The organism is Paraflavitalea devenefica (assembly GCF_011759375.1).
Lineage (GTDB): Bacteria > Bacteroidota > Bacteroidia > Chitinophagales > Chitinophagaceae > Paraflavitalea > Paraflavitalea devenefica.
Window position 1 is genome coordinate 298,558 of sequence record NZ_JAARML010000006.1, and the last position, 25,281, is coordinate 323,838.

At 45.7% G+C, this 25,281-nt stretch carries 22 protein-coding genes and 1 tRNA gene; 13 read left to right on the forward strand and 10 right to left on the reverse strand.

Features of this window, described 5'->3' with window-relative positions; genetic code table 11:
* Window positions 1-3 precede the first annotated feature (3 nt).
* Both HB364_RS28660 and HB364_RS28665 read left to right on the forward strand, forming a co-directional pair.
* Window positions 4-771 carry a DUF4097 family beta strand repeat-containing protein gene (locus HB364_RS28660; protein ID WP_167291861.1) on the forward strand — a complete coding sequence of 256 codons (768 nt, stop codon included), beginning with the start codon at window positions 4-6 and terminating at the stop codon, window positions 769-771.
* Window positions 772-812: 41 nt separating this feature from the next.
* Window positions 813-2,270, forward strand: a complete 1,458-nt coding sequence (locus tag HB364_RS28665) for a S41 family peptidase (RefSeq protein WP_167291862.1) — start codon at window positions 813-815, stop codon at window positions 2,268-2,270.
* 6 nt (window positions 2,271-2,276) lie between these two features.
* On the opposite strand, the gene HB364_RS28670 is transcribed toward HB364_RS28665, so the two are convergent.
* The 7 genes from HB364_RS28670 to HB364_RS28700 all read right to left on the reverse strand — a co-directional run bounded on the left by HB364_RS28670 (window position 2,277) and on the right by HB364_RS28700 (window position 12,585).
* Window positions 2,277-2,861, reverse strand: coding sequence for an RNA polymerase sigma-70 factor (locus HB364_RS28670; protein ID WP_167291863.1), 585 nt, complete (start codon window positions 2,859-2,861; stop codon window positions 2,277-2,279).
* Window positions 2,862-3,005: 144 nt separating this feature from the next.
* Entirely contained in the window at window positions 3,006-4,862 is a 1,857-nt protein-coding gene (locus HB364_RS28675) for a TlpA disulfide reductase family protein (protein WP_167291864.1), read from the reverse strand.
* Window positions 4,863-4,916: 54 nt separating this feature from the next.
* Window positions 4,917-6,452, reverse strand: coding sequence for a RagB/SusD family nutrient uptake outer membrane protein (locus tag HB364_RS28680; protein ID WP_167291865.1), 1,536 nt, complete (start codon window positions 6,450-6,452; stop codon window positions 4,917-4,919).
* Between the two features lie 13 nt (window positions 6,453-6,465).
* Entirely contained in the window at window positions 6,466-9,957 is a 3,492-nt protein-coding gene (locus tag HB364_RS28685) for a SusC/RagA family TonB-linked outer membrane protein (protein WP_167291866.1), read from the reverse strand.
* 275 nt (window positions 9,958-10,232) lie between these two features.
* Window positions 10,233-11,375 (reverse strand): FecR family protein, encoded by a 1,143-nt coding sequence (locus HB364_RS28690; protein WP_167291867.1) that lies wholly within the window; start codon window positions 11,373-11,375, stop codon window positions 10,233-10,235.
* A 254-nt stretch (window positions 11,376-11,629) separates the two neighbouring features.
* The gene (locus tag HB364_RS28695; RefSeq protein ID WP_167291868.1) at window positions 11,630-12,043 is read right to left on the reverse strand and encodes a hypothetical protein; all 414 of its coding nucleotides are present in this window, start codon (window positions 12,041-12,043) and stop codon (window positions 11,630-11,632) included.
* A 128-nt stretch (window positions 12,044-12,171) separates the two neighbouring features.
* Window positions 12,172-12,585: a winged helix-turn-helix transcriptional regulator gene (locus tag HB364_RS28700; protein WP_167291869.1), complete on the reverse strand. Its 414-nt coding sequence runs from the start codon at window positions 12,583-12,585 to the stop codon at window positions 12,172-12,174.
* A 140-nt stretch (window positions 12,586-12,725) separates the two neighbouring features.
* Between HB364_RS28700 and HB364_RS28705 the strand changes: the two genes are divergently transcribed.
* Both HB364_RS28705 and HB364_RS28710 read left to right on the forward strand, forming a co-directional pair.
* On the forward strand, window positions 12,726-13,490 hold the full coding sequence (locus HB364_RS28705) for an SDR family oxidoreductase (protein WP_167291870.1): 765 nt from the start codon (window positions 12,726-12,728) through the stop codon (window positions 13,488-13,490).
* Window positions 13,487-14,488, forward strand: a complete 1,002-nt coding sequence (locus tag HB364_RS28710) for an NADP-dependent oxidoreductase (protein WP_167291871.1) — start codon at window positions 13,487-13,489, stop codon at window positions 14,486-14,488. The genes HB364_RS28705 and HB364_RS28710 overlap by 4 nt, the downstream gene beginning before the upstream one ends.
* A 108-nt stretch (window positions 14,489-14,596) precedes the next feature.
* Here HB364_RS28710 and HB364_RS28715 read toward each other — a convergent pair whose 3' ends face one another.
* Window positions 14,597-14,965 (reverse strand): cupin domain-containing protein, encoded by a 369-nt coding sequence (locus HB364_RS28715; protein ID WP_167291872.1) that lies wholly within the window; start codon window positions 14,963-14,965, stop codon window positions 14,597-14,599.
* Between the two features lie 402 nt (window positions 14,966-15,367).
* Between HB364_RS28715 and HB364_RS28720 the strand changes: the two genes are divergently transcribed.
* The 8 genes from HB364_RS28720 (at window position 15,368) to HB364_RS28755 (ending at window position 22,752) form a co-directional block, all read left to right on the forward strand.
* Window positions 15,368-15,799 carry a hypothetical protein gene (locus tag HB364_RS28720; protein ID WP_167291873.1) on the forward strand — a complete coding sequence of 144 codons (432 nt, stop codon included), beginning with the start codon at window positions 15,368-15,370 and terminating at the stop codon, window positions 15,797-15,799.
* A gap of 251 nt (window positions 15,800-16,050) precedes the next feature.
* Window positions 16,051-16,431, forward strand: coding sequence for a VOC family protein (locus HB364_RS28725; protein WP_167291874.1), 381 nt, complete (start codon window positions 16,051-16,053; stop codon window positions 16,429-16,431).
* A gap of 357 nt (window positions 16,432-16,788) precedes the next feature.
* Window positions 16,789-18,030: an MgtC/SapB family protein gene (locus tag HB364_RS28730; protein WP_167291875.1), complete on the forward strand. Its 1,242-nt coding sequence runs from the start codon at window positions 16,789-16,791 to the stop codon at window positions 18,028-18,030.
* 442 nt (window positions 18,031-18,472) lie between these two features.
* Entirely contained in the window at window positions 18,473-20,683 is a 2,211-nt protein-coding gene (locus tag HB364_RS28735) for a tetratricopeptide repeat protein (protein WP_167291876.1), read from the forward strand.
* A gap of 140 nt (window positions 20,684-20,823) precedes the next feature.
* Window positions 20,824-21,183, forward strand: coding sequence for a hypothetical protein (locus tag HB364_RS28740; RefSeq protein WP_167291877.1), 360 nt, complete (start codon window positions 20,824-20,826; stop codon window positions 21,181-21,183).
* Window positions 21,184-21,415: 232 nt separating this feature from the next.
* The gene (locus HB364_RS28745; protein WP_208420127.1) at window positions 21,416-21,742 is read left to right on the forward strand and encodes an ArsR/SmtB family transcription factor; all 327 of its coding nucleotides are present in this window, start codon (window positions 21,416-21,418) and stop codon (window positions 21,740-21,742) included.
* Complete coding sequence (locus HB364_RS28750; RefSeq protein ID WP_167291878.1) at window positions 21,739-22,239, forward strand: SRPBCC family protein; 501 nt, start codon at window positions 21,739-21,741, stop codon at window positions 22,237-22,239. Before HB364_RS28745 ends, HB364_RS28750 begins: the two co-directional genes overlap by 4 nt.
* A 72-nt stretch (window positions 22,240-22,311) precedes the next feature.
* Entirely contained in the window at window positions 22,312-22,752 is a 441-nt protein-coding gene (locus HB364_RS28755) for a VOC family protein (protein ID WP_167291879.1), read from the forward strand.
* A gap of 72 nt (window positions 22,753-22,824) precedes the next feature.
* On the opposite strand, the gene HB364_RS28760 is transcribed toward HB364_RS28755, so the two are convergent.
* Window positions 22,825-22,898, reverse strand: a tRNA-Pro gene (locus tag HB364_RS28760).
* A gap of 791 nt (window positions 22,899-23,689) precedes the next feature.
* Entirely contained in the window at window positions 23,690-24,838 is a 1,149-nt protein-coding gene (locus HB364_RS28765; RefSeq protein ID WP_246228644.1) for a class I SAM-dependent methyltransferase, read from the reverse strand.
* A 92-nt stretch (window positions 24,839-24,930) separates the two neighbouring features.
* Here HB364_RS28765 and HB364_RS28770 point away from each other — a divergent pair, with 92 nt between their 5' ends.
* On the forward strand, window positions 24,931-25,281 hold the full coding sequence (locus HB364_RS28770) for a TfoX/Sxy family protein (protein ID WP_167291880.1): 351 nt from the start codon (window positions 24,931-24,933) through the stop codon (window positions 25,279-25,281).

Sequence of the window (25,281 nt, forward strand, 5' to 3'; positions counted from 1 at the left end):
TATATGAGAAAGTATTTATTAATGGTTGTTTTGAGTTTTACCGCATGGATAGCCGCTCTGGGACAGGAATACAAAGTCAGGAAATCAAGTGGCAAAATGATCGTGAACCTGCCCGCGGTGACAATAGAAGGGTATAACGGTAACGAGATCATATTTAGTTCCCAACATAAAGAAACGGAAACCGATCCGAAGGCAGAAGGCCTTCAGACCATCAACAATGCCGGCTACCGGGATAACTCAGGACTGGGTATCAGCGTGGTCGAAAAAGGAAATACGATAGAAGTAAACGAGGTTATTCAGAACCTGGACATTAAAATACTGGTGCCCAAAGGCCTGATCGTTTCTTTTGAATGGAATAAAGTGACCGCCGGTGCAAAGATAGTTTGCAGGAACATGGAAAATGAAATTGAGATCGAAACGTATGATGACAGTGTTATACTGGAAAATGTAACAGGTCCGTTAACGGTGCGCACGATATACGGCTCGGTCGATGCTGTATTCAAAGCACCTGTTAAAGGTCCGGTCTTCATCGCATCCATACATGCCGCCATTGACGTAGCCATACCCGTTGATACGAAGGCGGATATTAAACTCACAAGCACCCACAGTCCCATCCTGGTGGCGCCGGACCTGAAGATAGAAATGGAAAAAAGCGAAGAGCAGCCAATAGGCAGTCGTAGTACTTCGATCAATGGAAAACTGAATGGTGGCGGGCCTGATTGCTGGCTTACTTCCAAATTTGGTAAGATTTACCTGCGCAAGACCAAATAAGTCAAATACTTCCTTTTAACGAAACGAAATAAATCATAATGATGAAACATATTATGGTAATGGGAATGCTATTGATAGCCGTCAGCATAAAGGCCCAGATATGTGTCTGCGAAAAAGAGTTCCTGCACATAAAGAACATTGTTGAGCACAATTTTGCCGGGTTTCCCGACAGGATAAAAGCCCTTTCAAAAGCAGTTTATCAAAAGAAGACCGATGAATTACTGCAACTTACCCGCGACAAATTTGCCAGCGACAATTGCCCGCTCATCATAAGCCGGTATCTTGATATTTTTAAAAGTAATCACCTTGGCTTCTCGCTGGACCTTGACTATTCCAAAACCGATACAGATTTCGTTAACCACCGTCCTATTTTCAACATAACTGAAGAGAAGATAGCAGAATTAAAGAAGTCCCGATCTTGGGAAGGCATCTATTATTTCATACATGATTCATCCACCAAAATTGCTGTAATAAAAGACCCCTCCCCACTTCATGACTATGTTGGGGTAACACTGGAATCCACCAGACCAACCTGGAAAAAAGGCATGATCAAGTGGGAAGGCAAATTGGTAAATGACAGTTTACTCAGGGGCTTATTGTATATGCGCAACCACAGGCCTAAGATGGAAGGTTTTAACCTGTGGGAGGACAATAACAGGATCGGCGGAGACTGGCGTCGTGAGGGTGCGCCTGTAAAGGAATACAGCCGGTCTGCTTCCACGCGTGAACAATCTCCCACCATAGAGGCAAAAAGCCTTACGCCAACTACATTTTACATTAGAATGGCCAGTTTTAATCCCCGTTATAAACCAGTCATAGATTCCATACTGAAAGCCAATGAGGGTTTATTAAATTCAACACCCAACCTGGTACTGGACCTACGCGACAATGGCGGAGGCGCCGATGCCTGCTGGGAGCTGTTGATTCCCTGGTTCTACACCCAACCCATCAAAACGATTGGAGCTGATATATGGGCGACAGAAACCACCATTTCCCGCTATAAAAAATGGGTGGAGGACAAGAGCTTACCAAAGGAAATGGTTGATAACATCAGTCGCCAGGTTGCCAGCATGGAAAAATCAAAAGGGCAATGGATAAAGAAAAATGATGATCATACAGATTCCTCCTTCCGGCCAAAACCATTTCCCCAAAAGATTGTGATTCTCATTAACAAATGGTGTGGCAGTTCAACAGAGGAATTATTATTGGCAGCCCGGCAAAGTTCAAAGGTTATTTTAGCCGGAGAAAATACCGTTGGCAATCTCGACTATTCAAACATTGTAACAATCCCGTTTTCCTGCTACCCTTATACATTGGTATATGCCACCACCCGCAGCCGGCGTTTAGATATTCACCAGGGTATAGACAATATAGGGATCGCCCCAAAGTATCGCCTGGCAGAAGGTACAGACTGGATCAGAGAAGCATTAAAAATAGCGGAACAGCAGGATGCAGGCAATCAGCAAATGGATAACATAATCCAAAATCGTTTCAGATAACACCGGTTAAAGGTAAACGGGTAAAATTACAACCATCAGCAGGTACAGCATATATTGCTCCACGGCCGTTCTTATCCGGCGTAGGGCAATGGTCATCTGCCTTTCCACGGCTTTAACAGAAATATTGAGCCGGTCGGCAATCTGCTGGTTGCTCAGATGCTCGGACCGGCTCAGGTAAAATATTTCGCGGCATTTGTCCGGCAGGCTTTCTGTTACGTGCCGGATAATGTTTTTTAACTCCCTTATCTCTACTTCATTGGCTGGCGCAGCGGCACTAGCGGTAGCAATTCGACGGGCTCGCTCCAAAACATCCTGGCGTGTTTTGCCAGACCGGATATAATTGGCAGTCTTAAACTTGACGGCAGCCCTGAGATAAGCAGCCAGGGATGTTTGTATATGCACTTCGGCGCGTTTCTCCCAAAGCCATACAAATACATCCTGTACAATGTCCATACAAGCCTCTGTGTCGCGAAAAATGCTATAGGCCGATTGGTACAGTTCATACCAATAGCGTGTATAAATAGCGTCAAAAGCAATACGGTCGCCCGCTGCAAGGCCTTGCAGCAGTTCCTGATCAGAATGGGTCAACAAAGAAGCAATAGCATTTTAATCAATAAAATTAATCAAAAGAATCTTAAATGCATTGCTTCCCTGTAAAGAATTGACCAGGTGAAAAAACACAACCATCCTGCAGGAAACGACAAAAGCTCTTTGTGTACGCACTAGCCAGCCGCTTTACCTTGCCGGCGTGCCGGGCAGCGACGCTCCTTTTTGATCTCCCTTCGCCAGCATGGAGCTGATCATCAGTTCCAGCATGCGTTCATTGTCGCCGTTGATCATAAAATTGGAAAATACGATACGTCCCTCGCCATCAATCAAAAAGTTGGTAGGCTCACCCCGCACATTATAAGTTTTCAATGCCCAGTCGGCAGTGCCCCGCAGGGGAATAAAGGAATACTTCGTGCCCTGCATAAAAGGCAACACATAGTCGTCCTGTTCGGGAAATACATTAATTCCCAGGTAAGCGAGGTGCTTCCCCTTGAACTTCCTGACCACGTTTTCAAAATGAGGAAATTCACCGCGACAGGGCCCACAACCAGGGAACCAGAAAGTCAGCAGCACCACCTTGCCCTTATAATCCGATAGGGAAGCCTTTTTATCAGATGTATACAGGCCCAGGTTGAAGGCCGGTGCAGTCCGGATCGTTTTCTCCCGTGCGGCCCAAACGTCCTTGTCTGTTTCCTTGGCATCCTTACCCAACTTGCCGCCGTATTTCAGCAAAGTCTTCATCACTTCGTCGTTCGGTGTTTTGGCTTCCAGTGATACCAGGCTGTCATAGGCAGTTTTTGTATCGCCCGAAGCATCCAGCACACCAGAACGCAGCAATGCCACCTCGCTGCCCAGTCTCGAATAGCGGGGCGTTTTCAGCTTATCGAGCAGTTGGTAAGCATCCTTGTATTTCTTCTCCTTTACCAGCTCCTGCACTTTGGCGATGTTAACAGCCAACGCGGCTTTATCGGGCCAGCCACTGGCTGTGCCCATGGCGGTTGCCAGCTCCCGGGCTTTCTGTGCCTGACCGTGTAAGAGATAGGCATCGTACAGGCCCGACATACCACTTTCCGACCAGCTAAATTTGGTGGGCGGGTATTGGGTACGTAGCTGTTCAAATACTTTTATCCTCTCTGCGGGGTCGGAAGAGCGGGCCGCCAGCCAGTACAGCCCCTGCGCGCCACGCTCGCTATTGGGAAAACGTTTGGCCAGCTCATAGATGGCGCTGCGCCAGCGTGCGGGGTCCACATGCTCAAAGTCCATAGCATAGTAAAACGCATAGGAAGGGTCGTCCGGTGCAGCAGCAGCGGCCTTGCCCATATACCCGCGTGCAGCATGTTCGTCGCCCCAGCGCTCTGCATCAATGGAAAGCATCTGCCATACCTTGGCATTATTGGGTTGCAGCTCCACCACCCTTTTCAGGTAAGGCGTTGCTTTCGGGCTTTCAGCGTTGTAATATTTTTCACCCAGCGCATAAGGAATGGCCACGGAACGCGGAAACTGTTTCATCCAGGCATCCACCTGCGCCACGGTAGCCTCATTGTCCTTGCCCATAACAAACAGGTATTGCCTTACCGGCAGGCTGCTGTCGGGCAGGCGCTCTATGATCTTTTTCAGCGAATCCACCGTATTGGCAGTGCGGGGCACGTCCAGTTCCCAATCCTCCTCGCGGGCAATACTGAGCATATCCGAAAGGCGCTCGTTTTTACCGTTTTGAAGTTGTATGGATTTGATCAGGTAATTCATCGTCTTGCGTGCATCCCGTGCTTTATAAAAAGCTTCACCCAGCGCAAAGGGTAGCTCGGCCGATTTGGGGAACTGCTTCATCCAGGTATCGAACTGCGCAGTCACATCGTCATTGGGAAAGCCTGCAACTGCAATATACTGTTGCATCGCAGCCAGGTTATTGCTTTGTGTTTCTATCACTGTTTTCAGTGAGTCGAGGGTAGATTGCTTGTTGCTGCTCTGCGCATGCGCAGCAGGCGACGCCAGCAGGCAGCCGCCTAACAAGGCCATCATACCATTTAAGATCTTGTTTGTCATATAGCTTTATTGAAAATGGTTAAATGCTTTTTTATATTCCTTTTTATAGACGGATCAATAACTGTTTTGCTGTATCAATCCATTGCTCGATATCATTTCAGTGCGCGGCAGCGGGGCGGCGAACCTTCTTGAATTTTTCGGTAGACTGTACTCTACAGGCGCCTGCGTTGTCATCACCGTTGAAATATTGTAGGGGTAAAATGTTCTCGACAGGCTTACGTCGTCGTTGGGGTCGTCGTTGTTATTGAACCGCCGGATATCGAACCAGCGCTGGGAAAAGGGCATCTCCCGTCTTCTTTCTTCCAGCACCTTTTTGATCCCGTCGTCGGTGGAGGAAGCGGTAAGATCTACCCAGGCGCCGGGCGTCATGCGTTTGGCCCGCAGGATGTTCAATGTATTCATCGCACTATTATAATCGCCCGTGCGGGCCTGGCATTCGGCCTTGATGAGCAGCATTTCTGCTACAGTAGGTCCGGAAGGTATCCTGTCTTTGAAAAAGAAGATATAACCGGGATAACTGTAGGCGGGCTTGATCAGGCCGCGGTCATACGAGTAGTTCTGCACCATATGGTATTTGTAGCGCAGGTCATGTGTCTGGTCGTACAGGTTCAGCAGGGCCTGGCTGGGAATATACCACCAGGATTCATGGGTCAGCATCCGGAAATACAAGAACTCCTTCCAGCCGATCATATCGGTCAGATCAGTTTGGTTGTCGTGCGTGTACGGAAACTTCAGTGTCACGGTCTGCGCATTGGGCGTGCCTGGATTGATAGTCAGGCTTACATCCCGGCCATAGCGCATATTGGTGTTATAGTCCACCAGCGTGCTGTATTCCGTCAGCGCACTGTCGGCATATTTCAGCGCCAGGGTATAATTGTTGCGGCTCAGCCAATAGCGCGCAGCAAAGCCGCGCACAGCGGCCGTACTGGCTCTCCAGTGACGGGGCTTACCATTCTGCACTAGCGGCAGCGTTATCCTGAGCGCTTCGTTGAGATCGGATTCTATCTGCTCATATACCTTCGATAAAGGCTGACGGGCTACCGGTTCGTCGAACGACACGGAATTTTTAATGGGCAGGCCCGCTTCATTCTTATTGGCGTCGGTATAAGGCAGGCAATAAGTATTGGCCAGTTCCCAATAGCTATAGGCCCTTACAAAATGCGCATCGGCCTTGATCGTAGCCTTGTCGGCATCGGGGCCCGATACTTTGTCTGCATATTCCAGCGCCAGGTTAGCCGTGAATATCTTCTTGTACTCATTGCTCCAGAATATTTCACGCGTATCATCGGGCAGGTAATTGATGTCCCACATCGCAAATTCTATCCCGGCGATCGTAAAGGTGCCCGGACCGGCATTATACAGATCGGTACCCATATAATAATCGTCTGTGCTGTAGATAGCCGTCCGGTTGCCTTCCGTGTAGAAAGTACTGGTATTGTTCAGCAAAGCGTTCAGTTGATCCGTAGTAGTTACCACCAGCGAAGAGGTTTTGGAAGGCGGCTCGCCCAGGTATTTGTCGCAGGAGCTCAAAACAGCAACCGCCGACAGGAGTAAAACAATATTGATGCTATGCTTATAACGAAGTTTCATAATAGTCGTGTTTTTAGAATTCGCACTTGATACCAAGGGTCAGTTTCGGCTGGGGCTTCATGGTGCCCAGCGGATACTCAGGGTCTTCTCCCGAATTATTGGCCAGGATGGTAAACAGGTTATTGCCCTGCGCATATACCTGCAGCAGGTTCATGCCCGCTTTTTTAAACAGCCGCTGGGGCAGGTTATACGTTATATTCACTTCCTGCATCCTGATATGCGACGCGTTTTCGATTAGATAGCTCAGGTTCTGATGAAACCGGTCCCAGAAATAATAGCGTGGCTCTACCAGGTTTTGAGGAAGCGGCACGATCTTCATCATGTCGCCATTCACTACTTCCGATAGCTTGTTGTTGGGCAATACCCGGCTGGTCCAGGTGGGCGGGTAGTTGAAACCTTTGCGCTGGAACACATGGCCAAACTTGCCGGTCACGATAAATGATACATCAAAGTCGTAGATCTTAAAACTGTTCATAAAGCCCAGCGTATATGGCGCCACGGTAGTACCCATATTCAGTAGGTAGTCGCGGCCATCGCCGGGCGTAAAGGCGCCGAAATCATACATCGTACCCTTGGGTCCCTGTACCATTGGCTGTTTATTATATACGCCCGCATACTGGTAACGCCAGAGTGTATTGGCATTCTCGCCTACTACGAAGGCGGCAGAGCCCCCGCCCGTCAACGTAGAGGCAGCATACTGGGCTACAAACAGCCTGGTGATAGTGTTTTTATTATAGGAGAAGCTAAGGTTGCCCCGCCAGGAAATATCGTTCCCCCTGATGCGCAACGCGCTCCCCAGTTCCAGCTCGATGCCTTTATTCGTCATGGCAGCGTTGTTGAGCCGCTGTGAAGTGGTGCCGTTAACCGCGGGGATGGATATAAGGGCTATCAGGTCCTTACCGCTTTTATGATAGGCATCCACCTTGCCAAACAGCCGCCCGCCAAACAGGGAGTAGTCTACGCCCAGGTTCCAGCTACCCGTCCTCTCCCAACGAAGCGTGGGGTTGCCATAGCTGGAAACGGTGGCGGTATAATCGCCCGTATATACATTCGGTATGGCCGTGGTTGCAATCAGCGGCCTGAAGGCCGTCGTCTTGTCCACATTGCCATTATAGCCATAGGTCAGCCGTACATTCAGCCGGTCTACCCATGATACCTTGTTCATGAACGACTCCTTGTAAACCTGCCAGCCACCACCCACCGACCAGAATGGCGCATAGCGGTATTGGGGATCGTCGGTGATCAGGTTGGAAGCATCTGTACGGTAACTGCCCGAAATTGTGTATTTGCCATCAAATGTATAAGCCGCATTGCCAAAATAGGAGAAGTACCGTTCAGTGGCATAAGTAAAAGAATTAGTATAGCTGAACGTCTGGTTCGTGCCCATCCAGTTTTTGATCGGAAAGAAAGTGCCGCCCGGTCCGTTGGGGAAAGTACCCAGGGTCAGTGTCTTGTCATTGTACCCGTAAGTGATGGGCGAACCGAAACTTTCGGTTACGATATTATTTACTTCGGTGCCGGCCACAAAATTGATCTCATGCCTCCGCGTAAAGACGCGGTTAAAGTTAAACTGGTTCCTGAAATTATAGGATTCCGCCTTGGTGCGGCTCTGGGTCAGGATAGATCCTTTGGGCAGGTTCAGGGTGATCTTATTGGTCGCCTGGTCCCAGGTAGCGGCGGTATTGACCGTGTTTCTTACATAAAAAGTATTCTCGTTGTACAATCCCTTGTTAAAGACATTGAACAATTCATATTGTATTTTGGAGTCGAAGCTGAGGCCCCGGATAATCTTAAACGTCAGGCCGGCCTGCACACGTGCATTCAGTTGCGTGGTGGTAAGCTTACGGTTGTTGATCTCCTGTAGGGGGTTATAGGTCCAGTCGGAATAGGGAAACAGGTTCATGGGCACAAAGCGCTGCAGGATGGGCCAGTAATATTGGCTGATATTGGTCAGTGAACCGTCGTCATTCACCAGCATTTCATAAGGAGAAATATTCTGGATATCTGATAAGGCTACCCCACTGTTATTGGCCCTGGTATATTGCAGCATGGCCGACAAATTGATATCGAGCCAAGAGAAGGGGCTGGCCACCGTCCTGTAATTGACCATATACTGCTTATCGCCAGTCTCTTTGAAATTGGATTGATTGTTGGCAAACATCAGCGACAATATATTGCTCATCTTGCCCGAAGAGCCCGACAGCGTCAGGTTATACTGCTGGTTGATAGGATTGGAGAGCAGGTTGTCTTTGATTTGCTGCCGGTTGTCCTGCGTAGCCAGTTGAGCCAGTATAGCGTCGCGTTGGGCCGTGGTGATATACCCCAGGTAATGCTCGCTCATCGCTACCGTGGCCGGCGACCATGCTTTCCCATAATTGGTAGCCAGCGCGCCGGAATTGATCTGGGCGCTCCAGTTATTGAATGCCTTCTGCTCGTAATCCACCGTCTGGGTGGAGGAAGCCAGGGGGTTTACATAATCGAGGTCCGCCTTCTGCCCTATTCGGGTGAAAGCCGAGAACTCCATTTTAAATGGATGGCCTTTCCTGGCACTCTTGGTAACGATCACCACCACACCATTGGCCGAGCGGGCGCCCCAGATCGAAGCGGCAGCAGCGTCTTTCAGCACGGTGATACTCTCCACGTCGTTGGGATTAATAGAAGTAAAATCGCCCTGCACAGGGAATCCATCCACTACGATCAGCGGCCGGGCATTGCCATAAAGACTGGTCTGCCCGCGTATCTCAAAAACAGGCGTGCCGTCTACGTCCAGGCTTTTTGCCTGCACGCCGGCTATAGTACCGATAAGGCGTTGCGCGATATTGGTGGCCGGCTTCGACAACTGTTCCCTGCTCACCGTTCCATACGAGCCGGTGGCCCTTTCCTTCGAAATGGTTTGGTAGCCGGTGGATACCTTTACATTCACTTCCTGCAGGCTCGATATGCGCCGGGCCAGCGGCACGGTCAGTATACCCTGAGCAGCCTCTTCCACCTTCAGGGTCTTATTATCAAAGCCGATATAGCTGATGAGCAGCGTATTGCCCGGACTGGCCATGATCTCAAAAAAGCCTTCTTCGTTGGTGATGGCGCGGGCCCTTGTTTCCTTTACCTGTATGCTGGCGCCTGCCAGCGGTTGTTTGGTTTCCTGGTCTATAACAACGCCGGTGATCCTGATGGGCTCCGCCGCATCCGGTCCGGCCAGCATCGGCGGTGCTGCTTTTTTAAGAATGACGATCGTAGTATTCTCGATCTCAAAATCAAGCGGCTGACTGGCCATGCAGGCCTTCAGCACTTCCATCAGCGGCTTCTTTTTTACCTCGAGCGTCACAGGGTTTGCCAGCCGCAGTAAACCGGTGTTATAAAAAAATACATACCCTGTTTGTTTTTCAATGGCGTTGAATACCTTTTGCAACGGCACATCCCTGCCGGAAAAGGTCACTTCCTGCGAGAAGGTACGGGCCTGTACATTGAGGAATGCAGCAGTCAGTAAAAAAATGGTCAGTCTCATAACGAGCCATGTTTGGTGTGGCATGCCCTGCACAGGGCATGCTTTGTAAAGAGCCTTAAAAAGCATACATTCGATGTGTTTTGGTTAACAATTGATACAAGCAGTCACAACATGTTTGAGCAATTGGGCAAAACAAATCATGACCAGGAATGTCGTTACCATTCCTGGTTTTTCGTTTTACCCATTTCAATAAGGTTTAAGGCTATTTGCTTAGGACATAGCTTTACACGTCGCCGGCCGGCAACGATTTTTCGTATGGAAACTGATCCTTGGTTTTATGGAACCACTATGATATTCCTGTCTTCTATGGCAAAATGAACTTCGCTTCGTTGCAATATTTTCAATACCTGCTGCAGCTTCAGATCCCTCCCGAGCTTGCCTTCAAACGTCATCGAGGGATCAGTAGCGCCACGGTATTCCACCTCCACATCATACCAGCGGCTCAACTGGCGCATGACCGTTTTGATATTGGCCTTGTCAAACTGAAAATAGCCATTCTTCCAGGCCACCACCTGCTGCGTGTTCACGTTGTGCAGCACATTGAGGTGGCCATTATTATCCAGTTGTGCCTGGTCGCCCGGTTTCAGTAGCTGATCTGTGCCCCCCTTGCTTACCTGCACGCTTCCTTCCAGCAGGGTGGTCGCCATCATGCTTTCGTCATCGTAGGCGTTGATATTGAAATGTGTTCCCAATACCTGTACCGTTGCACCTCCCGGTACATGCACCCTGAAAGGGTGCGCCGCATCTTTCGCCACCTCGAAATAGGCCTCTCCCCTCACCTCCACCTCACGTGTGGCGCTGCCAAAGCGGGCAGGAAAGCGCAGCGAGGAAGCTGCATTGAGCCACACCCTGGTGCCATCGCCCAGCACCACCTCGTATTGGCCGCCGCGCGGTGTCGTTATCGTATTATACACCATCGTTTGCCCGGGTGTCACCTCGCCGGCTGTAACATATTGCAGCCGCCCGTTTTGTCGCGTCACTTCCATATTACCCTGGTGCGCCAGTGTGCCATTCGCCTGACTGTCCAGCACCACCGTGCTTCCATCGGCCAGGGTTAGCACCGCCTGCTGCGTTCCGGGCTTTATATCGGCAGTACCTGGCTTGGCCTTGACTACAACGCTTTGCACAGGCGCCTCTTCCGGGCGGAAAAAATACCAGTAGCCAGCCCCTGCTATCATAAAGAGAACGGCAGCAGCGGCGGCCCACCTCCCCCAGGGGATCCTGCGGGGCGCCGGACGACTCGTCCGTTGCAGGATACGCTCACGCAACTGCTCCTGTAGCGCCTGCCGTTGCTCCGGCTGCAGCTCCTGCACATCCTGCATACCTTCATACATATTATTCCAGACAGCAATTTCATCATCCGTGGCAATACCTGTGGCGATCTTATCGGCCAGGGCGATGATGTCATTTTGGGTCATTACATCGGTTTATATATTGTAAGGCACGCGGGAGAACCCCAACCCCACAACAGAAGAGAAGTTTTTTTAAAAGCGATATCTCCTTATTGGCGGACTTGAAGAAATTCCTTTAAACTAAAAACCCTTCAGATTCAGCAATCTGAAGGGTTCATTATTAGGCCCGCCGTCGCTAAAGCTATGGCGGGTGAAGTCGGGAAGCCAGGATTCAAACCTGCGATCCTCCGGCCAGGGCCGGGATGCGCTTTCAGTTATGATCAGGGCAATATATGAAGGGTTATCTCGCTAAAATCCTGCGTCATACCGTCATACAGTCCGTCATAGGTCAGCCACGTATATCCCGGCGCATAAAAATACAGGACAATGTACTCATTGCCCCACGCATCTTGTCCCTGGTCAACAATAGTTGCGAAAGGCGACAGATAGCCATTATAATCCCATATAGGCGTGTAGGGTTCTGCATCAGGATACCGGGGTGTCACGTAATAGGTTTTGGTATCGCCCACTCGTACTAACTCTTCGCCCAGGATAAGAACATTACAACCTTCACACTGTTGCGCCGAAGCCGGGGAAGTGGCTACCAGGCTGATGGCAATAATAAAAGCAGCTTTCAGCAGATGTCTGAACAATACATTAAAACGGGCGGATTGGACTGGCAATACAACTTTCATAAAAAAATCGGTTTAATAATTAAAGAATAATTGAAAAAAAGCAATGCACAGTCAAGATAAACAGCAATGCTGCCCGCTGTATTCGTCCGATTAGCCAACTAATAAGCAGCATTGGCAGCAGCCCTATCTTAGCGATATGATTGTAATTCTTTCGTCGTTCTTTTTATAAATCCAGCCTTGTCCTTTTTTACCTCTTTCAACATAGCCTTTCTATCTTCTGGTAATGGAAAATATTTTTCAGCCCATAAATTTATTTCAATCATAATGGGAAGTAAGTCAATCCCTTTCCGGGTTAACCGATAGAGCACTTTTATCTTACTGTCCGGGTGCGCTGATTTTTCAATGAGCTTGTTTTCTTCCAATGCCTGTAACCTCGATGCTAAAATATTGGTGGCGATTCCCTCCGGTGATTTTAACAAATCACCATAAGTACACTCTTTTGCAAACATTAGATCCCTGATAATCAACAGCGACCACTTATCTCCCCATATATCAAGGGAACAGCTAACAGGGCAATCAGACCTCTTTTTAGACTTATTCATAAAAATATTTTCTTTAATTCACTTGCAATTTGCAAGTAATATATACATTTGCACTTGCAAATTGCAAGTAAAGTTACAGAACAACACGAAAAAAAACAAACAACCTGGCAACATTGAATAATATACATAACTCAAAAAACATGGAAATACAAGGAAAAACAATATTGATAACAGGCGGTACAGCAGGTATTGGCCTCGAAGCAGCAAAGCAATTTTTGGCTAATAGTGCAAAAGTGATTATCACAGGAAGAGATCAATCAAAACTGGACAAAGCGAAACAATTATATCCAGCCTTGATTGCTATAAAAAGTGATGCTGGAAATGCAGATGATGCCCAATTGCTTTTCAATCAAATTAAAGAACTCGGAGGAATCGATATTCTATATAATAACGCTGGTGTTTTAAGTATGTCAACTAATATGGGAGTGGCAAATGACAGACATTCAAAAGAAGCAGAACATGAAATGAATGTCAATTATTTCGGTGTAATCCGCCTGAATAATCTTTTTATGGAGATGCTGAAATCAAGAAAAGAAAGTGCAATTATCAACACAACTTCCATTCTTAGTTATGTTCCTTCTGCACTTGAAGCAACCTATTCCGCTTCCAAAGTGGCACTGCATTTCTATACGGAAACGCTCAGGAAACATTTAGAGATTATAAACAGCCATATAAAAGTGTTCGAACTTTTACCTCCGGTGGTTGCAACAAACATGACCGCAGGCAGGAATGATAAGAAAATAACCCCTGAGAAAGTGGTAAAAACGCTTATTGCAGGTCTTAAGAAGCAGCAATTTACCATTCGTGTTGGCGATACGAAGTTGCTCTACCTTGTCAACAGGCTTTTTCCTAAAATGGCTTTCGGTTTGGTTAACTCAGATAAGAATATAAAACAATTACAATGAAAGCCTTTATAGTAAATCAGTATAGTAAAAAAGACAGGTTACAACTTGCCGAAATGCCAGAACCAGTATTACATGACAATGATGTATTGATTCAGGTCTACGCTGCCGGTGTAAATCTGTTGGATTCCAAAATCAGAAACGGAGAGTTCAAACTCATTTTGCCTTATAAAACACCGTTTGTGTTAGGACATGACGTGGCGGGAGTTGTGGTTAAAGTGGGGCCTCGTGTACAACAATTTAAAGTTGGCGATGAGGTTTATGCACGACCAGCAGACCATCGAATTGGCACCTTTGCAGAGTTCATTGCAATCAATGAAAAAGACGTGGCTATCAAGCCCCAAAGACTCACCATGGAAGAAGCGGCTTCCATACCATTGGTTGGCTTGACTGCCTGGCAAGCGCTCATCGAAAAGGCGAATCTGAAGAAAGGACAAAAAGTTTTCATCCAGGCAGGTTCCGGCGGCGTAGGAACATTTGCTATTCAGTTGGCGAAACATATGGGTGCAACCGTAGCCACAACAACCAGCACAGCCAATATTGACTTGGTTCAGCGCCTCGGCGCAGATATTGTGATCGACTACAAGAAAGATGATTTCGAAAAAATGCTGAAAGACTATGATGTTGTTTTGAATAGTCAGGACGCAAAGACCCTGGAAAAATCCTTACGGGTATTAAAACCTGGTGGAAAGCTGATCTCAATCTCTGGCCCACCTGATCCCGGTTTTTCCATAGAAATTGGATCGCCGTGGTACGTAAGATTAATAATGCGCCTTTTGAGTTATCGGATCAGGAAAAAAGCAAAACGTCTTCAAGTCAGCTATGCATTTCTTTTCATGAGAGCAAACGGAAGTCAATTGAACGAGATTACTTCTCTTATCAACGCTGGTATCATACGACCAGTTGTGGATAAGGTATTTCCATTCGAAGCAACAAATGATGCTCTTACTTATATTGAAAAAGGACGTGCAAAAGGAAAGGTCGTAGTCAGGGTAAAATAAAACGGATGAGGTCTTACATCTTTCGCTTTTATACCAACACAGACTAAAAAGCCTTCAATTCGTTGAATTGAAGGCTTTTTAATGTATTTCAATGGAACTTAAAGCATATTACTTTTTCGTTTCAATAAGCAGGGCCTTTATTTCTGTAGTGCCTACATTTTCAATGGTATGTGTAATGGGCTCCCGCCAGGCTATATCACCGTCCTTGTATTCAATCATCTGCGATTTCCCATCGGGTGTGGTCGATTTCAATTTTCCCCCTTTAATAACATAGATCAGAATAGCAGGATGAGAATGCATGGCTTCTTTTTCGCCAGGCTTACTCGCATATTCAAGAACATTGACATGCGCGTTATTGAGCTTTTCTTTGAATGCTTTCGGCGCTACTTTGAGTGGATCCTGGGCGATAGCTGATTTTTGAACAAAAAAGCATGCCGCGAAAATCATAATGAATGCAAACTTGCCAAAGCGTTTCATAACAGGCCTCCTTTGATTTTAAGATGAAATAATAATTACCTGGTTATTGGATTGTTTCATTCGGGCAGATAATCTGAAGCAATATGATGAGATAAAAGGAAGGTTTGGGGGAGATAACTATGGAAGAGGTTCCAATTGAGAAATATAGAATAATAAAGGTACTAAATATCTTACTAAACAAGGTCCCACTGAAAAGCATAAATACAGACTACGACTTAAATTAAACCATTCAAAATCAACGATCTGAAGGGTTCATTATTAGCTGCTGGGGTAGCTGGACAAATATCATGGGGACCTGGATTTTATTAGGGTCTTGCGTCAGGTGGGTTGACATGCAAACTTTGAGCTTTATAATAAATACAGAGACTTTATAATTGTTGTATTTTTAACGACAACACCCATATGACAAAAAATTTTTTATTGTCCATTTTGCTCCTTGCCTTTGGACAAATACTGCAGGCTCAAACCTTCGACACTACAACTTACTTTAAACTGGTTACAGCAGACAAGAATGAATTTATTACTTACGCCAAATCTGTTGGTTTGACAACTGATTTTGACACGGCATCGCAAGCATTGTTTGCCAAAACAAAAGGCTTTGTTTATACAAAACCACTAGGCGACAAAAACAATAACGAATACTACGACCTGGTATTAATTGTATCAACCTTAAGCAAAGAAAACAACAAGTTGATTTTGAAAAATGCAACTGAAAATCCTACTAAAAAAGGAACGTGGACTGATGATAAGTATCTTTATATAGAATGGGATACAGAAAACCCAATATCAAAAGAAATGTGGCACAAAGTACTTGTCTATAAAAAGAAAAAATAAAACTGCTACCAATAACTTCCTTGATCTCACCACGCATCATATGCTGGAACAATATTGCCTGGCTTAATTATACCATTTTTTTATGAATGTCTGGACGGGCTACCTGAAATAAAATATTTAATAGCTATTAGGGAAAATCATGATGAATGGTTCAATGAATTTCGTAATATCGCTAATTGCCGCGCTTATACTTAAAAATAATCCTAAGTCAAATACAGCGCGCACATAGATAATAATAAATTCTGACTAATATGAAAAAAGTAACGGGCCTGGGCGGCGTGTTTTTTAAATGCAATGACCCGAAAGGTATGAACGATTGGTATACCCAAAACCTGGGATTGCCTACCAGCGAATACGGAACAACTTTTGAGTGGCGGCAGGCTGATGATCCGTCGAAAAAAGGATCTACAAGCTGGTGTGCGTTTCCGCAGGACACGAAATACTTCAATCCGTCGGCTAAGCCATTTATGATCAATTACCGGGTGGAAAACCTTGTTGCGCTGGTGGATGAACTAAAAAAGAACAATGTGACCATTGTTGATGAAATTTCGGAATATGATTATGGCAAATTCATCCATATACTCGATCCGGAAGGTAATATCATTGAGCTTTGGGAACCAAAGGATGATTAGGAGCGGGAACATGTTTCTAAACCATCTCCTTTAAGTGATAGTAGGGGTAAACAGCTTCCAGTGTCCCTCGGAGACGACCTCGACGATACCGTCGGTCATTTTTATAGTGGTGTGATCATCAATCGCCTATGACGGTACGGGTATCGTGGCGGCCAACTTTTCCAGGTTGGTCAGGGAATTCTCCGGAAACCACTCATGATCCAGCTGCGGATGCAGCGCAAAATCAAACACTCCCAACGACTTCCAACCCAATTCGCAGAAGGGGTCACCTGGCGATCCGCAAATCACCCTTCGTGCTATGTCAGCCCTGCCGGGCAAGGCGTATATCTTTGGTTTTATTATTGATAAATTTATGGTGTGGAAAACAATCTCTATTTGTTATTGGGCCTATCCCTGGGATTAGGTTTGTTAGTAGGGCTTCAGCGGGAGTACGCCAGTTCAAAAATTGCCGGTATCCGTACTTTCCCTTTAATAACACTTACTGGCACCATTTGTGGATTGCTGGCAAAAGAATTGGATGTATGGATATTAGTGGCTGGTTTTTTGGGAGTCATTTCTTTACTGGTTATAGGGAGCATTCAACAAATAAAAAATAAACAAGAAGGCGGGGGCATTACAACTGAAGCAGCCGTATTACTCATGTTTTCACTGGGCGCTTACCTGGTTTTTGGTGAACCAATTGTGGCCGTTGTTCTTACAGGAGTTATTACCGTGTTATTACATTTTAAAACTTCTCTGCATGGCCTGGTTAATAAGATTGGAGAACAGGACCTGAGAGCTGTGATGCAATTCGTATTGATTTCAATGGTAATCCTACCCGTTCTTCCGAATACCACTTATGATCTGTATAAAGTTTTAAATCCAAGGGATATATGGCTAATGGTTGTTCTAATTGTGGCTATCAGTCTTTGCGGATACTTTGCTTATAAATTATTTGGCGACAAGGTTGGAGCTTTATTGGGTGGAGTTTTAGGCGGTCTTATATCGAGTACAGCTACAACTGTTTCTTACTCTAAAATGGCAGCCCGGAACATTACTGCAGGTAAACTTGCCGCCTTTGTAATTATAACAGCTTCAACCATTTCTCTAGTGAGGGTCTTAATTGAAATAAGAATAGTGTCGCCTTCATCTTTTATAAATTTGGCATTTCCCCTTGTGGCGGAATTGGCTGTCATGATCGTTCTTACAGGAATACTGTCTTTTAAACAGAAGAAAGGGGTCTTTAAAATGCAGGATCAAAAAAACCCTGCCGAATTGAAAAATGCCATAATGTTTGGCTTGTTATACGCGGTTATAAGTTTTCTTTCAGCGGCGGCTAATGATAAGTTTGGGAGTGAAGGGTTATATGTTGTTTCAATTTTATCCGGGTTGACTGATATGGATGCCATCACTTTATCTACAGCTAAAATGACGGAGCAAAAAAACATAGATGCTTCCTTAGGATGGAGATTAATTCTTGTTGCATTTTTGTCAAACCTTGTGTTTAAAGGGGGAATCGCCATGATTATAGGAGGTAAAGAGTTTGGTAAAACAATAGCATTTTTGTGTGGCATTGCCATTTTAACCGGCCTTGCAATTCTTTATATATGGCCTTTCTGAAATTAGGCTGGTTTAAAGGCGGGCCATTGAATATTCAGCCATTTATGCACAAATTGTTAACAAATTGCGTATCAGGGTTCTTCATGGTTTACCTTTGACCTCCATTCGTATAAGTGGAATTAATCTTATAGTAATTGGGCACTTTAGCATAATGAAAATTCACTAGCATTTATCAAAGGATTACTTATTAGCTCATTACATTCTTTCAAAACCTCATCATCCTTTCTCTTGTGTGCCTTGTAAATTAGCGGCCTACCAATGCCTGCCTTAATAGTATTCTATTCATACGCCTTCCTTTTTATTAAAGAATTACTTAGGTATCCCATTTTGTTCTTTCACAAATAGCATCTTCATTTCCCCTCCCCCCACGCCTTGTGAATTAACTGGTTAACAGTACCTGCCTTAACGGTACTCTATCCATTAACATTAAAATTTCATCCTTATGAGTTATTATGATCACAATGGGCATTCAACTATGCTGACTGAACCCAACGGGCCAGCATTATCTGAAGTAACGCCTGTTTCAAAAAAAGCAAAAACTGTTATTAAGGAAACCGAAACCGATGACATAGACGCGTTAATTGCAACGATGGAGATAGGTGAGGCCACCACCGAAGCAATCACGGAAATGGAAGAAGGCATTACTGAAGTGCCTATTCCTGCAGCTATTCCCACCCCAATTATTCCTTTCCCCAAAAACAGGGTATACGGTCGTTACCGCGCCCTTTTAGGCGCTTTTGAACTGGAATTACGTATTGATACAGATGGCCCGGGCCCACTTCAAAAGGTGAGTGGGGATTATTACCAGATCATTGGGCAAACGAAATCCTATTTTGGTTCTTTTATTGTTGACAGCCTTACCAAAAACATTGCCAATGGTGTTATCACCCTCACTGGTATTGCCAATACCACATGGGCCACCTCATTTAAAAAACTGAAAGTGTCCATTAAGCAAAGCCCGATTTTTCAACCACTGGCGCCGGCTTTACTGCAATGGTTCCATGCTACGACCAATGCCCCCGGAGCTTTATATGTATGTAACCATATTCACAGGGCTTTCAGAACGGTGAGGCTGGAGCAGGATTGCACCGCGGGTGTTACTCCTTTTGTCTCTTACAATACCGGGTCACTTCCCTCCGGCGGGCCTGCCAGGATATTATCCGTAACCGATGCCTTTAAGGAAGCCGGCGTTGACATGATTAACGCAGGGCTTGGAAGTGTAGTACCGATGGTCAACATTACTCCTCCTGCCGACAGGTGGTCCAATGCAGAATTGCACAGGGCTATGATACAACATTTCAGCCTGTACAGGCCAGTACCACAATGGAATGTTTGGTTACTGCATGCCTACGAGCATGAATACGGACCGGGTTTGTATGGCATCATGTTCGACCAGGAAGGCTTGCAGCGCCAGGGTTGTGCCGTGTTTTACAGGGGCATTGGCGGGTTAACAGCCGAACAAAAACGCTTGCAGCTTTATACCTGCATACATGAACTGGGCCACTGCTTTAACCTGCTGCACTCCTTCCAGAAAAACCTGGCGATACCTCCCAAACCGAACATTCCCAATTCTCTGTCATGGATGAATTATCCCCAGTTCTATCCGGGTGGAGCCGCTGCATTCTGGAGTGCATTCCCATTCCAGTTTGATGCCGTAGAAGTGGCACATATCCGCCATGGGTTCCGGAACAATGTTTTGATGGGTGGCAATCCTTTCAGGGTAGGCGCATCGTTGGAAGAAACAGGAAATATATTTGAAGACAATATCGAGAATCACACTTCCCTTTACATGGAACTGGAAGCTAAAAAGTCATACCTGCTGGGCGAACCGGTTTGCCTGGAAACCCAACTGAAAACTTCCAGCAACCTGAGCACACAAGTAATGAGCAACCTGCATGCCGATTTCGGATTTGTAACTATTGGCATCAAGAAGCCGGGAGGTAAAATAATGATTTATAAACCGGTAACTGAAATGTGTGCTGAGCCTACCTATACAGTACTGAATGCCAGCAACCCTGCTATCTATGAAAGTTCCTATATAGGCTATAGCAAAGAGGGATTCATTTTCGATGAAATTGGCAATTACCAGGTGAAAGCGGTTTACTATCATACCGATGGTTCTCGCATCGTTTCCAATACACTCAACATCCGCATCAAGAGTCCGGTAACCGCCCAGGATGATGCAGCCGCAGAATTATTATTTGAAGACCAGGTAGGTTACCTGATGAGCTTTATGGGTTCAGATGCCGAATACCTGCAGAAGGGGAATGATGCTTTGCAACTGCTGGTTGATAAGTATAGAGACCACCCCCTCACAATCTATGCACAATTTGTAAGGGGCGTGAATGCACAACGCGCTTTTAAGACTATTACCGCTGATAAGAAGTTGTATGTCAGAGAAGCCAACTACCAGTCAGGCGAGGATATGCTGAGAGAGGCCATCGAAAAATCAAAAGGGGATAAAGGGCTGGATAATATCAGCCTCAACCAGGCTATGCAGATATTGGCTAAGACCTATTATCGCGAAGGCAACAAAGAAGCAGCAAACGCAGTGGCCGGTGATATGATCAACTATTTCAGCAGCCTTCCTATTAAAGAGCATGTGAAAGAGAAGATACGCAGACAAAGCGCCACATTGTTTACCAAAGAATAGCAATAGCAAGTGCCGGATTACAATAAAGAGGCTATCCCTTTGAAGGGCGGGATAGTCTCTTTATTTCCGGCACATAACGGAATCCTGCATCTATTTAAAGGTCTCTCAGGCTGATACGTTGCTCTTTCATCATTTTCATTATGAAATTCCCATTGGCAATTATCATATCTTTTATTTTATTTAATGCTTGCGATATGGCAAACTCAGATAAAAAGTTTTCCGCTTCATCCGGTGAGCTGGAACAACAACATCCTCTTACCAGCCGCCAAACAACTGATACGCTGGAAAATCAGGAAGGGGAAATTGTGGTTATTGATGCCACCAACTTTGGCATTCAGTGCAAAAACGATAGCAACAGGTTATTGCTTCCGTTGAATCTTCCAGCTCCTCTGCAGAAAGCAGGTATGAAAGTAATATTTAGCGGTTCAGTCAAGCAAACCAATCCCGAAGAACTTTGGGCTGCACATCCCGTGATATTGACATCCATCCAGGAAAAATAAAAAAATGTTTGCTGATTGACAAAGAGCCACCGAAACCTTGGTGTCCACTGCTTCTATCTGCTACCGGGTATACAAATGATAGGTCGCTGATGAAAAGAATACTATTCCCCTGAATACCTCTGGCTAAACACTTATAGCATCATTGTTGTTTTTCTTCAACCTGGAAAAAAAATTTGCGCAACCAAATAATTGCACTTATATTTGCAACCACATAGTTGCAAATAATCCCAGGATGGAAATAAGAAGAGACATTTTTCAAGCAATTGCCGACCCGACCAGGCGGGCAATCATCGCCCTGATTGCATTGCAGGCAATGACACCCAATGCCCTTGCCGAACATTTTAATACAAGCAGACAGGCTGTGTCAAAACATATTAAAATATTGACAGAGTGCGAACTGATAAAACAGGAACAACAAGGCAGGGAAATTTACTACTCGCTTCAAATTCAAAAAATGAAAGAGATTGATAAATGGTTAGACCAATTCAGAAGGCTATGGGAAACCCAATTTAATCAACTTGACAAAGTATTAGCAACAATTAAAAAACAAAAAAAATGACAACCAATTTGCTATTTGATTTTACCGTTGACAAAACAACAAAAACAGTGTTCATAACCAGAGAATTTGATGCCGAACTTTCGCTGGTATGGGATGCTTTTACCAAAGCAGAAATCCTTGACCAATGGGTAGCACCTAAACCCTGGACTTCAAAAACAAAATTTATGGACTTCAAGGTTGGTGGAAGAAGATTTTATGCGATGGTAAGCCCCGAAGGACAAGAGCGTTGGGCAATTCAGAAATACACTTCAATTAGCCCAAAAACCAATTTCAAAATGTTCAATGCTTTTGCAGATAAAGATGAAAACCCTGAATTGCCAGGTTCAGATTGGGATTACACTTTTAGCGAACAAGACGGAAAGACAACAGTGCGTATTACTATTTATAATGAATCCCTTGCCCGCATGGAGAAGATGATTGAAATGGGCTTCACAGAAGGATTTAAGGCGTCAATGAACAATTTGGAAAATCTGTTGGCGCGTTTATCGCAAAAATGATTTTCGTTTTCAAAAATGGCAGTCAAAACAAGTAAGAAAGTAACGAATTTAACAACCTAAAAAATAAGAATTATGGCACTTATCAATCCTCACATTAATTTCAACGGAAATGCCGAAGAAGCATTTACCTTTTACAAATCAGTATTTGGCGGAGAGTTTGCAAAGGTTATTCGTTTCAAAGACCTTGCAAGTCCTGAATTCAGCGTTGCGGAAAAAGAAGAAAATAAAATTATGCATATTGCTTTGCCTATTGGTAAGAGTAGTATGTTGATGGCAAACGATGTTCCGGAAATTATGGGAAAAACAAACGAAAATGAGAACAGAAGTAAAATTGTAATAAGTGCAGAAAGTAAAGAAGAAGCAGACAAATTATTTAATGGGCTTTCAGTGGGAGGACAAATAGAAGGGCCTATTGGTGATAGTCCTTGGAATTCATATTTTGGTTGTTTTAGAGATAAATACGGTATTGAATGGATTGTGGAATTTGACCCAAAATATAACGGGCAAAAGTAACTGGCCAGCCATAATTTTTAGATGGATTGTATAAAAAGCAAAAAGGAACACATAATGTGCTCCTTTTCTCTGTCGGGACGACTGGATTCGAACCAGCGACCCCTACGTCCCGAACGTAGTGCGCTACCGGGCTGCGCTACGTCCCGATCTGAAATACAAGGGAAACGCGGGACTGCAAAAGTAATAGTCAGCCAGCATTTTATCAAAAAAATGGCGCTTTTGGGTGAAGCAAGCTGTAAAGCTATATCTGTATTCTGTCCTTGTATAACTACTGTAGATAGGGTTATTCACTGTATAACCAATTTAGATAACTCCGGAAAACTGTATAGTTATTTTAGCAAGGGACATTCAGGGACAGTTTGTCCCAATTCGCTTTTCCTTATTAAATGCTTCGGTACATGTTCGCTATTCCTTCGCTCCGGCTTCGCTCAGGAGCGAACATGTACCGAAGCAATAGCGAAGCGGAAGCGAAGAACAAGCGAAGAAATGACCGTATATGAGTATTTTGGGCAAAGTTTATACCCGGAAGCGGTCAAAACCTGGCTGTTTTCGGGCATAGGCCACACAAAACATCACCACATTAAAACCTCCCGGAAGCATCAGCAACCGCGTAACGCATTACAGCCTCCTGGCGGGCTTTCCTGATCAGCCAACATGCTCTTCCTAATCAAAAGCTGATCCAGCCGTAAAAGGGCTTTACAATGCGCTTAAACGGCAGCATAATCACCGGCAGCATTCCCCCGATTACATACGATTTCGTCCCGGATTGGGACATAGGGGTAGGCAAGTGCTCTAAACAAGGCGAGGGAATGCCTTGAAAAGCGCACTGGAGTGCTCTAAATATATGCAGTTCTATAGTGTACCAGTGCAAGGTTCAGGCAATACGTAGGTCATTCCCTGAGCATCCCCCACCCTACCCATCACCAGGAGGTAAATTTCAGGAACCAAACGAAGCAAAGGCCAGTCCCGACAATGGCCGGCCGGCCATTCCCTTATGCTGGACCAGCACCTTGAACCGCAGGCCCATATCCAGCAAAAGCGTCCGGGTAAGCTGCGCTTCTTGTAACGCTGCCTTGAGTTTATTTTCCCCCGCCGCCAGGGTTTTCCGGAGACAGGCTTTAAAGTCGAGGGCCAGCAGGAAGGCCGCCTGGCTCACCAGCCCCAACGGGGCCAGACCGTTTTTAAAGCCCCAATGACTCAACGCGGAAAAATTGATATGTGTGGTAATATCCTGCCGGCCAATCGCCCGATAGGGATCATCATTGACCTGGTGCTGGTGATAGCAAAGCAAAGTACCTGCACGCCGGCTATTGCGGTATAATTCAGCAGAAGCATAACCGTAATCAATGGTAATGACATAGCCTTTTTGTAAAGCAGCGCCAATAGATCCGATCCATTGCGTGGCTTCCAGGTTGATCTCGGTCTGAAAACCGCGCGGCAGCGCTACGTCCAACTCCCGGAAATAACCGGTCAGGGCCGCACTGGCGGGGCGCAGGGTTTCCACAAACCCATCCTGGTAATCCAGGAACACTTCCTGCAATGTATCCTGCATCACCACCCGGTGCACCGCAAAATTATCCACCAACTCATTGGAGATAATGCAGCCCGTGAGACGGCCAATGGCTTCAATGGAATCATACCAGGCTACCTTATCGGGCAGGTGCGCCCGTTGCCGGTTGCGCATGACCGGACTTTTCTCAATGATACAATACCGCAACCTGCTGTACAACTGCTTATTCTCACACAGGTAACCAAGGATATCATGACAAAGAAAACCGTTCCCCGCACCGTACTCAACGATCGTAAAGTCTGCTGCGCCCAACTGGCGCCACATTTCTTCGATCTGTTTGCCCAGCACCATGCCCATTACCGGACTGAGGCAGGAACTGGTAAAATAGTCGCCCCGCTTGCCGAATTTATCCCGGTCGGAAGTATAATAACCCAGGCCCGGATAATAAAGCGCCATTTCCATAAAATCATGAAACGAAATAGGCCCTTCTTCTTTGATGCGGTCGATGATGATCTCCTGTAAGTCCATACCGGGAAGCACAAAAAATACATGCCCGTCAGGAGGTTGCTGTGTCATCCCCCGAGCGGGGCATTTATTGCCCGGCCTGCTGTATTTTTCCTATTTTTAGTGAGTCAACGATCCGCAAATAATCTTACAATTGATCGTATATGCCATTCAACGAACAACTCGCCGACAGGGTGAGAGAGCTCATTGCCGCCACAGAAAAGAAGGTGGAAGAAAAGAGAATGTTTGGCGGCCTCTGCTTTATGGTTAATGATAAGATGTGCGTGGGCGTTGAACAGGAAAGGCTCATGCTGCGTATCGGTCCCGATGTATATGAAGAAGCGCTGGAAAAAGAGGGCTGCATACCGATGGACTTTACCGGTAAGGTCATGAAAGGATATGTCTTCGTAGACCAGGAAGTATTGACCACAAAAAAACAACTTTCGGGGTGGATCAAACTGGCGCTGGACTATAACAAAATAGCCAAAGCGGCTAAACCTAAAAAGAAGAAGTAA

Coding starts and splice junctions, on each gene's coding strand:
- HB364_RS28660 (WP_167291861.1), top strand. CDS start 4: ATGAGAAAGTATTTATTAATGGTTGTTTTGAGTTTTACCGCATGGATA.
- HB364_RS28665 (WP_167291862.1), top strand. CDS start 813: ATGAAACATATTATGGTAATGGGAATGCTATTGATAGCCGTCAGCATA.
- HB364_RS28675 (WP_167291864.1), bottom strand. CDS start 4,862: ATGACAAACAAGATCTTAAATGGTATGATGGCCTTGTTAGGCGGCTGC.
- HB364_RS28680 (WP_167291865.1), bottom strand. CDS start 6,452: ATGAAACTTCGTTATAAGCATAGCATCAATATTGTTTTACTCCTGTCG.
- HB364_RS28685 (WP_167291866.1), bottom strand. CDS start 9,957: ATGAGACTGACCATTTTTTTACTGACTGCTGCATTCCTCAATGTACAG.
- HB364_RS28690 (WP_167291867.1), bottom strand. CDS start 11,375: ATGACCCAAAATGACATCATCGCCCTGGCCGATAAGATCGCCACAGGT.
- HB364_RS28695 (WP_167291868.1), bottom strand. CDS start 12,043: ATGAAAGTTGTATTGCCAGTCCAATCCGCCCGTTTTAATGTATTGTTC.
- HB364_RS28700 (WP_167291869.1), bottom strand. CDS start 12,585: ATGAATAAGTCTAAAAAGAGGTCTGATTGCCCTGTTAGCTGTTCCCTT.
- HB364_RS28705 (WP_167291870.1), top strand. CDS start 12,726: ATGGAAATACAAGGAAAAACAATATTGATAACAGGCGGTACAGCAGGT.
- HB364_RS28710 (WP_167291871.1), top strand. CDS start 13,487: ATGAAAGCCTTTATAGTAAATCAGTATAGTAAAAAAGACAGGTTACAA.
- HB364_RS28715 (WP_167291872.1), bottom strand. CDS start 14,965: ATGAAACGCTTTGGCAAGTTTGCATTCATTATGATTTTCGCGGCATGC.
- HB364_RS28720 (WP_167291873.1), top strand. CDS start 15,368: ATGACAAAAAATTTTTTATTGTCCATTTTGCTCCTTGCCTTTGGACAA.
- HB364_RS28725 (WP_167291874.1), top strand. CDS start 16,051: ATGAAAAAAGTAACGGGCCTGGGCGGCGTGTTTTTTAAATGCAATGAC.
- HB364_RS28735 (WP_167291876.1), top strand. CDS start 18,473: ATGAGTTATTATGATCACAATGGGCATTCAACTATGCTGACTGAACCC.
- HB364_RS28740 (WP_167291877.1), top strand. CDS start 20,824: ATGAAATTCCCATTGGCAATTATCATATCTTTTATTTTATTTAATGCT.
- HB364_RS28745 (WP_208420127.1), top strand. CDS start 21,416: ATGGAAATAAGAAGAGACATTTTTCAAGCAATTGCCGACCCGACCAGG.
- HB364_RS28750 (WP_167291878.1), top strand. CDS start 21,739: ATGACAACCAATTTGCTATTTGATTTTACCGTTGACAAAACAACAAAA.
- HB364_RS28755 (WP_167291879.1), top strand. CDS start 22,312: ATGGCACTTATCAATCCTCACATTAATTTCAACGGAAATGCCGAAGAA.
- HB364_RS28765 (WP_246228644.1), bottom strand. CDS start 24,838: ATGACACAGCAACCTCCTGACGGGCATGTATTTTTTGTGCTTCCCGGT.
- HB364_RS28770 (WP_167291880.1), top strand. CDS start 24,931: ATGCCATTCAACGAACAACTCGCCGACAGGGTGAGAGAGCTCATTGCC.